The sequence below is a fragment of the Nitrosomonas sp. Nm58 genome (assembly GCF_900107335.1).
In the GTDB taxonomy this organism is placed as follows: domain Bacteria; phylum Pseudomonadota; class Gammaproteobacteria; order Burkholderiales; family Nitrosomonadaceae; genus Nitrosomonas.
The window spans coordinates 1-6,358 of sequence record NZ_FNPQ01000082.1 but is presented as its reverse complement, the minus strand read 5'-3'; the positions used below and the strand labels follow the sequence as shown (position 1 = coordinate 6,358).

Here is a 6,358-nt window from a genome sequence, read left to right as displayed (position 1 = left end):
AGCTGCTGTTGAGAAGGTTCAAGGCCGCGCATAAGTTAAAATATAGTGTCGTTTCTTAAAATTCTAACGCAGTTAGTAGGTTTTTCAACGGCCTGTTAATGAGACAGAATCAAAGTGACTGATCTTCCTATGATTGGATTGGCCGCCTTGTTCTTGACATTCCAAATCCAGTTTTGAGAGATTTGTTTATTGCCTTCGCTGCTCTCCCTCCCCACCCATACATTTATGGACGAAGCCTGGAATCGAAAGTGAAATCGCGAATAATCTCGATCATCACTTCTCTCATCATTGGATGGTTTGGGTTGATAACAATGTTTCTCGCCTCTGGAATCACCGCCGAGGGCACGATCAGACCAAGATATTTCCCCTTGAGCAGGAAGGCATCACCATAGGCGGCGGCAGCTGGCGATCCTGGAAGGGCATTCCAACCATCTGGCAAAGCACCAAGGACCGGAATTTCGTAGAGAGTCTTGTCATCCGGCAAAGTGATCCGAACAACTACAAGATCCGGCGGAAGGATCGAGCCAGTATGTACCAGCTTTTCCATGGCCGCAATCTCGGGTGTGAGACCAGCATAGATCGCTGGGATATTGGCGCTGTTCCAGCGCTGCCCCTTTATACTGGCGCCGAACCCAGTACGGTCGAGGGCTCGCCCTTTCTTGGCGATCCTCCAAGCGAACATTAGGCAACGCCGCCGTAAGCGATGGCAGCCAGAACTTTCCTGACTTCATCGGCGCCCGTGTCGGTGTCCAGTAGCGATAGAGGGGACTCACCCAAGGCCAGATTGGGTTCAAGCATCCAGCGCTTTGCCAGATCTGACGAATCAAAAACCTCTTCCGCTTCGGCCTCGATTAGCGCAATCCGGGCCAGTCTCTCAGACTCCATGGGGCCAAGCTTACCACCGGATCTGATCTTCCGAGTGATGGTTGCATCGGAGATACCAAGTAGTTTTGAGAGCCTCGTTTGAGATATGCCGTAGTATTGGCCGGCTCCAACCAAAAGTGATACTTTTACCCCGCCCCGAATCATCTCGATCCTTTTCGCAGGGGGCATTTTGAGAATCGTGTCACCCCATTCTAAGAAAGAGCGTCCGGATGATGCCACCTTCTGTTTGACTTGCTTTGGCTCAACGCTCATTGCTTGTCCTCTTCAAATGAGTGAATTGTAATAATCAAATGATTGTATCATTGATGAAGGGGATATTGAATAAAAAATGGCTCTAAATCATCCTTTGAGCTGGGCAGTGGTGGATGTAAATAAACTTACAAAAATTACCGCTTTCAGTGACGTTGTTGCAAAAATTAAAACCTTCGTTTCTAATCTAGGAGTACATTCCAGAAATAACGTTGCAGATTGACTTAACAGGATCTTCAGTCTCAGGAGGTTTAGTAGCTTACCTTAAACGTTGGACTATCCTCTGGCCGCGTTTTGCGATGATCATAAATACGTGTAGTAGCAATATTGGCATGACCCAGCCACTCCTGCACCTTGGCAATATCTGCCTGATGATCGAGCGCATTAGTCGCTGCTGTGGCGCGTAGCGAGTGCGCACCGATCTTAAAACCCAGTTTTTCAGAATAGGCCCGCACGATCTTATAAACCGCATCCGGGGTAATCGCCTTTTGTGAGCCCTGAATCCGGTTGTTGCTGACTGAACGAAACAGGGAACCCGTATCTTCCAGGCCGTGTTCCGCAGCATCCAGGTATTCATGAATCAGTCCACTGGCCGCCGGGTGCAACGGCACATAACGCGTTTTGCCGCCTTTGCCGGATACTTTTAGATGAGGAACGCCGCGGCGTTCCTGCTTGAAATCTTTAATTTTTAATCGACACAATTCATCACGCCGCAGTGCATGATAGAGCAGGGTGGCTAGTATCGCGCGATCACGTTTACCTTTGATTGTCGTGCTATCCGGTGCTTCGAGCAGTTGACGTGCCTGATGGTCACCCAATGCTGGCGTTTTTCCTTCATAACTTTCCACCGCGGGCCGTTTAACACCCTTGACGGGATTATGCGTAACAGTGTTTTTTTCACACAGATATTCAAATAAAGAGGATAGGGCGGCTAGGCGATGACGTACACTCATGCCACTTAATGATCGATTCACCAGGTCATCGCGCCAAGCAATCATATGGGCACGAGTTACCATCCTGAATTCTTCCGGATGCTGAATGCCTGTGAAATTCATAAAATCCTTTAAGGCATTTTCATAAGCGCGCCGTGTTTCTTTATTACCCAAATTGGCAAACCATTCAACTTCGGGAGGAACATCAGCAAGACCCTGAAATTCTATTGAAGTGAGTGCGCGCTTGCCTGTGGTAATAAGATCTGTCATGTTATTTAGCTCATCAACTTTACGTGGTGTTTTACCGCTTTGGCAATAAATGTCTTCAAACGACTTTGAATTCGATTGTTAGACACGACTTTTAAAATTCTTCGGTTTCAAAGAATAATACCTTTTCTGAGGCCGTCATCGAGACGCCAGAGGGTATGTCCAGGCTTCGCTCATCGCTCAAGCCTCCTGATTGCAGTTGTTTTGCTGTCTCCTATACTATTTTTCATCTTTTAGATCAGACCGCGTCGCTCACCATGGTTTTACAGCTCACCAATCCAATACGATCATCAAAGCCTCTCTGATTAGCTTCAGATAGTGACTTTCCAGACAGCCCTGCTTCTTCCCCATACGGGAAATATCGATCGCGCGTAATTGCTTCAGGTTGATATGGCGCGCTTGATCCAGGCCGTTGTCTTGCGTGGGCTCCAGGTTGACCGCAAACGGCCAGGATTTATGCTGCGGCAGCAGAGGCGCCACCAGCAGTGTTCTCGATTGCAGATTCACCAAGTCGCCTTGCACAATCATGCACGGTCTCAGCTTTCTTGCTTCCGCATTTTTGGTTGGTTCCAGATCGACCCAGTAAATATCCAGTTGCTTGAAATCAGTCATGGGCCAGCCCATCCGCTAAGGTGCTGTCCCATGCCGGTAATACTTCCTGATAGTGGGTATCTGCCGCTTCTTCCTGATTCGCTTGGAGTAAGGCCATTTTGAGGCACTCTTGACGCGCCTGCTGCAACAGCTGATTGATGTATGCGCTACGATTATTACTCGCAACACGATTCAAAAAAGCAAAAGTTTCATCATCCAGAGTAATGGTCATTCTATGGGCCATGGTTATCTCATACTATAAAGTAGTAAAAATAAATCATACTCATAAATAGCACAATTATCCAGACTAATAACTGCATCACCATAAGTAATTTTTGAGTGAATGCTTTGAACGAACATCATCAGTATTATCATTTAGTTTACTATTGATAAAATAGGTTATCAATAATAAAGTAATTTTATAATTCAGGAAGGTTGAAATATTTTTTGCTTTATTCAATTCTGTTTAGTAGGATATTATCCTACCAATTGGAAGGTGTTAGAAACATACATAGGAAACAAGAAATGAAGCACGCCGATAAAGCAGAAAAAATCAGCATTACACTTCCACCGGATATGCTGAATATTATTAGGGAAAAAGTGAAGGATGGCGCTTACGCTTCCACAAGCGAGGTTATTCGTGAAGCGATGCGTTTATGGCAAAGACAAGAAGAAGAACATCACGCAAGACTTGCTTCTATTCGAGCCCGTCTGGAACATTCCGCGCAAAGTGGTGAGCCTGTTCCTCTGGATAAAGCGTTTGAAAAGCTTGAGCAACTTCATCAGCAACGCATAAGTGCGACAAGTGATGAAAAATTATGATGTGTATTTGACGCCTGGCGCTATAAAAGACCTGACTAATATCTATGACTATATATCCAAGAAAAGCGATCTTCCCGAAGTTGCATGGGCCTATATAGAAAAATTACGCCATAAGTGCAATAGCCTTAAAACATTGCCTGTGATAGGACAAAAGCGTGATGATCTACGTAAGAATCTTAGAATTATTGCCATTGATAAAAACGCTGTTGCGGCCTTCGAAGTTAACGAAGATAAGCAAATTGTAATTATCCTTAATATCTTTTATGGTGGCAGAGATTATGAAACGATTATGGGTAAGGAAACGCCGCATAAAATTGATGAGCTAGATAAATAACGTGAGTTCGACATAAGAATCATCACACTACGACTGGAAGAGCTTGAGAAAATCTAATGTTAAGTGAGGGTTTCTTCTCCCGAAAAGTGTAAGCCACCAGCCCGGCTATCAGATTAACAAAGAAGTTAAATGGGCTACGATGGCGGGAATGCTCGATTTGCGAGATGTTTTTCAATTGGTCGTTAACAGTCTCAATGATCGAGCGTTTACGCAATAAAAGTTTGTCAAATAGTGGCAACAGTTTGTTTTTCATGTTCTTACGTACCTTGGTAACAAGCTGCACGCCTTGCTCCCAGAGTTGCTCAAAAAGTGACTGCGAGATGTAACCCCGGTCACCAAAGAGTTTCCCAAACAAGGAGCGTGCCAGTTCCGGCACCGGATCACGATCATCAACATTGCCCGCCGTTATTTTTACTCCCAGCAATTCTCCTTGGTCATTGATGACCAAGTGCAGCTTGAACCCATAAAACCAATCCACGCTGGTCTTCCCCCGGGCAGCAAACTCTGCCATTACTTTATGCAACTAAATGCGGCGGTTGTGACATACGCTGATCTTGGTCGAATCAATGAAGCTGATTCCACTGCATTGCCCAAAGCGGCTAGTCAGAAAACAACACAAAGGCACCAGGCTACCTTGCATCAGCTCAACAAAGCGGTTGTAGCCGACTCAACCTTGGAAAATAGCACCGCTGATGCCTCAATACGTGATCCAGATAATAGTACTTAACGTGAATTCGATCGATTGTGCTTGCCGCCTATTGAACCGTTGGGACCGGAGCAGATAAAACAAATTCGCGAAGCTACACGTGTCAGTCAGGCGGTGTTTGCTGCTATATTAAATAGGGGTAGCCACAGAATTCGGAAAAAATAGTACGCTAAGACTTTTCAGTGGTTCGCAGTGGTCTGAATTGCCCTTCTTCAATCTTCCGGTTCTGCCGCCAAATGTAATCGCCCGTCAGATTGATGTGTTCCCAACCCAACGGCGACAAGTATTGCAGTAGCGCATCATCAATAGGCCTGCCCAATTCCCGGAGTTTTTCGACAGCCCTTTCCAGATAGACGGTGTTCCATAGCACGATGGCCGCCGTTACCAAGTTGAGGCCGCTGGCACGATAGCGTTGTTGCTCGAAGCTGCGGTCGCGGATTTCACCCAAGCGATTAAAAAACACCGCTCTGGCTAAGGCGTTGCGGGCCTCACCCTTATTTAGTCCAGCGTGGACACGTCGGCGCAGTTCCACGCTTTGCAACCAATCCAGAATGAATAAAGTGCGCTCGATGCGGCCCAGTTCGCGCAAGGCCACAGCCAGGCCATTCTGCCGTGGGTAGCTATCGAGTTTTCGCAGCATCAGCGACGCGGTGACAGTGCCTTGTTTGATCGACGTCGCAAGCCGTAGTATCTCGTCCCAATGCGTTTGGATGCTTTTGATATTCAAGTTGCCGCCGATCATGCTCTGCAATGCCGGGTAGTCTTGACCGTTTTTCGGTATATACAGTTTGGTATCCTTCAAATCGCGAATACGGGGCGCAAAGCGAAATCCCAGCAAATGCATGAGCGCGAAGACATGATCGGTAAAGCCGGCAGTATCGGTGTAATGTTCTTCGATCCGCAAATCCGATTCGTGATACAGCAAGCCATCGAGCACATAGGTCGAATCGCGGATACCGACATTCACGACTTTGGTGTGAAACGGAGCGTACTGGTAGGAAATGTGGGTATAGAACAATCGGCCCGGTTCGCTGCCATACTTCGGATTGACATGACCTGAACTTTCGGCCTTGCCGCCCGCCCGGAAACGCTGCCCGTCGGAAGACGAGGTCGAGCCATCGCCCCAGTTTTCGGCAAACGCATGGTTGAACTGGGCATTCACCAATTCGGCCAATCCGGCGGAATAGGTTTCGTCCCGGATATGCCAGGCTTGCAGCCATGACAGTTTGGCGTAGGTCGTGCCGGGACAAGACTCGGCCATTTTGGAGAGTCCCAGATTAATGGCGTCGGCCAAGATGGCCGATAGCAGCAAGGTGCGGTCTTTAGTCGCCTCTCCATCCTTTAAATGCACAAAATGCCGGATGAAGCCTGTCCAGTCATCCACATCCATCAATAATTCGGTGATCTTGATGCGGGGCAGCAACATGCCAGTCTGGTTGATCAGTTGTTGTGCCGCTTCTGGGACGACGGCATCTAACAGGCCGTTGAAAAACCTACTAACTGCGTTAGAATTTTAAGAAACGACACTATATTTTAACTTATGCGCGGCCTTGAACCTTCTCAACAGCAGCT

At 47.2% G+C, this 6,358-nt stretch carries 8 protein-coding genes and 2 pseudogenes; 3 read left to right on the top strand and 7 right to left on the bottom strand.

The annotated features are described in order from the left end of the window. Window positions 1-223: 223 nt before the first annotated feature. The 5 genes from BLW34_RS14710 to BLW34_RS14690 form a co-directional block, all read right to left on the bottom strand. Window positions 224-682, bottom strand: a complete 459-nt coding sequence (locus BLW34_RS14710) for an RES family NAD+ phosphorylase (RefSeq protein ID WP_090581180.1) — start codon at window positions 680-682, stop codon at window positions 224-226. Beyond that, entirely contained in the window at window positions 682-1,137 is a 456-nt protein-coding gene (locus tag BLW34_RS14705; protein ID WP_090581177.1) for a type II RES/Xre toxin-antitoxin system antitoxin, read from the bottom strand. Before BLW34_RS14705 ends, BLW34_RS14710 begins: the two co-directional genes overlap by 1 nt. A 248-nt stretch (window positions 1,138-1,385) precedes the next feature. Then, window positions 1,386-2,336, bottom strand: coding sequence for a tyrosine-type recombinase/integrase (locus BLW34_RS14700; protein WP_090581174.1), 951 nt, complete (start codon window positions 2,334-2,336; stop codon window positions 1,386-1,388). A gap of 267 nt (window positions 2,337-2,603) precedes the next feature. Next, the gene (locus tag BLW34_RS14695) at window positions 2,604-2,945 is read right to left on the bottom strand and encodes a type II toxin-antitoxin system PemK/MazF family toxin (protein ID WP_090581170.1); all 342 of its coding nucleotides are present in this window, start codon (window positions 2,943-2,945) and stop codon (window positions 2,604-2,606) included. Next, on the bottom strand, window positions 2,938-3,168 hold the full coding sequence (locus BLW34_RS14690; protein WP_090581167.1) for a type II toxin-antitoxin system MazE family antitoxin: 231 nt from the start codon (window positions 3,166-3,168) through the stop codon (window positions 2,938-2,940). The genes BLW34_RS14695 and BLW34_RS14690 overlap by 8 nt, the downstream gene beginning before the upstream one ends. Before the next feature lie 281 nt (window positions 3,169-3,449). On the opposite strand from BLW34_RS14690, the gene BLW34_RS14685 reads away from it, so the two are divergent. After that, window positions 3,450-3,746, top strand: coding sequence for a type II toxin-antitoxin system ParD family antitoxin (locus BLW34_RS14685; protein WP_090581164.1), 297 nt, complete (start codon window positions 3,450-3,452; stop codon window positions 3,744-3,746). Continuing rightward, entirely contained in the window at window positions 3,733-4,080 is a 348-nt protein-coding gene (locus BLW34_RS14680) for a type II toxin-antitoxin system RelE/ParE family toxin (protein ID WP_090581161.1), read from the top strand. The genes BLW34_RS14685 and BLW34_RS14680 overlap by 14 nt, the downstream gene beginning before the upstream one ends. 22 nt (window positions 4,081-4,102) lie before the next feature. Here the strand turns inward: BLW34_RS14680 and BLW34_RS14675 are convergent. Then, window positions 4,103-4,705: pseudogene (locus BLW34_RS14675) on the bottom strand (IS982 family transposase). On the opposite strand from BLW34_RS14675, the gene BLW34_RS17165 reads away from it, so the two are divergent. Beyond that, complete coding sequence (locus BLW34_RS17165; protein WP_256203822.1) at window positions 4,619-4,807, top strand: hypothetical protein; 189 nt, start codon at window positions 4,619-4,621, stop codon at window positions 4,805-4,807. The pseudogene BLW34_RS14675 and the gene BLW34_RS17165 overlap by 87 nt on opposite strands. A gap of 148 nt (window positions 4,808-4,955) precedes the next feature. On the opposite strand, the pseudogene BLW34_RS14665 reads toward BLW34_RS17165, so the two are convergent. Further along, window positions 4,956-6,263 (bottom strand): annotated as a pseudogene (locus BLW34_RS14665) (Tn3 family transposase); the annotation flags it as partial. Between the last annotated feature and the right edge of the window lie 95 nt (window positions 6,264-6,358).